Below are 1,296 nucleotides of genomic sequence, written 5' to 3' on the forward strand. Positions count from 1 at the left end.
CGGCACCGGCAAGACCACCCTGCTGGAGCAACTCATTCCGCTGCTGAATCAACGCGGCCTGCGGCTCGGGGTGCTCAAGCACACCCACCACGACTTTGATACCGACCAGCCGGGCAAGGACAGCTATCGCCTGCGCAAGGCCGGTGCCCTGCAGGTGATGGCGGCCTCCAGCCGGCGCCACGCCCGCATCGTCGAGACCCCGGATGGCGAGGCGCCCTTTGCCGAGCTGCTGGCCAGCTTCGACTGGACGCACCTCGATCTGCTGCTGATCGAAGGCTTCAAACACCAGCACTTCCCCAAGGTGGAGCTGCACCGCGGCGCCATCGGTCGACCGCTGTTGTTTCCCGATGACCCTGACATAGTGGCGCTGATCAGCGACCGCCGGCAAGAGACCCGCCTGCCCCAGTTCGATTTTGGCGACCTGCCCGCCATCGCCGACTTTATCTATGCCCGGCTGGCGAGTCGGCCCATAAGTCGACAGCCACTGCGCCTCCTCGCCCAGGCCCTGGTGGATATGCCAGGCCAGAATCACGGCGACGATGCGCGGCTTGGCCATCTCACTCAGGACGCCCATGGGGTCTTGCAAGTGCAGCCAGCCAGCACCATGCTCGCGGCCAACTGCCTGATAGAGACCGACCCCGCCGGGGCGAGTATCGTTTGCGGCGAGCGCATCCAGGTACGCCCGCTGCCGGCGTGGATCCCCTGACCAAAGGCCTTGCCACTGTGACAAGACGAGCACATCAACCCACATGAGAGGATGCCCTTGCGCCTGAACGCCCCGCTCTCCCGACTCGATCTGCTGATCTATGGTCACTACCGCCTGGTGCATGGCCTGCGCATCTCGCTGGCCTTCACCCTCACCTTCCTGCTGACCCGCGAGCTCAAGCTGCCGGAGAGCACCTGGCCGCTCATCACGCTGGTGGTGGTGATGGGCCCCATCTCGTTTTGGGGCAATGTGCTGTCGCGGGCCCTGCAACGGGTGGTCGGTACCATCTTCGGCGCCGCCTGCGGGGTAGTAGCGCTCTATCTGGAGCTCTACTCCCTGCCGCTGATGCTGATCTGGTGCAGCGGCATCATGTTCCTGTGCGGCTATCTGGCGCTCGGCAAGCGTCCCTACGTGGGGCTGCTCATCGGCATCACTTTGGGGGTCACCATCGGGGCCATGCCGGGGGACATAGAGACGGCGCTGTGGCGCAGCGGTGATGTGATACTGGGCTCGGTGCTGGCGCTGCTGTTTTGCAGCATCTACCCCCAGCGGGCCTATATTCACTGGCGGTTGCAGATGCACGACACCCT

Annotated in this window: 1 protein-coding gene and 1 pseudogene; both read left to right on the forward strand. The window is 64.7% G+C overall.

Annotation, left to right across the window (positions count from 1 at the left end):
• Positions 1-445 (forward strand): annotated as a pseudogene (gene mobB, locus BN1137_RS23095) (molybdopterin-guanine dinucleotide biosynthesis protein B); the annotation flags it as partial.
• A gap of 318 nt (positions 446-763) precedes the next feature.
• A partial coding sequence (locus tag BN1137_RS03200) for an FUSC family protein (protein WP_198150585.1) occupies positions 764-1,296 on the forward strand: 533 nt, incomplete at its 3' end.

The sequence above is a fragment of the Aeromonas tecta genome (assembly GCF_000820185.1).
Classification (GTDB): domain Bacteria; phylum Pseudomonadota; class Gammaproteobacteria; order Enterobacterales; family Aeromonadaceae; genus Aeromonas; species Aeromonas tecta.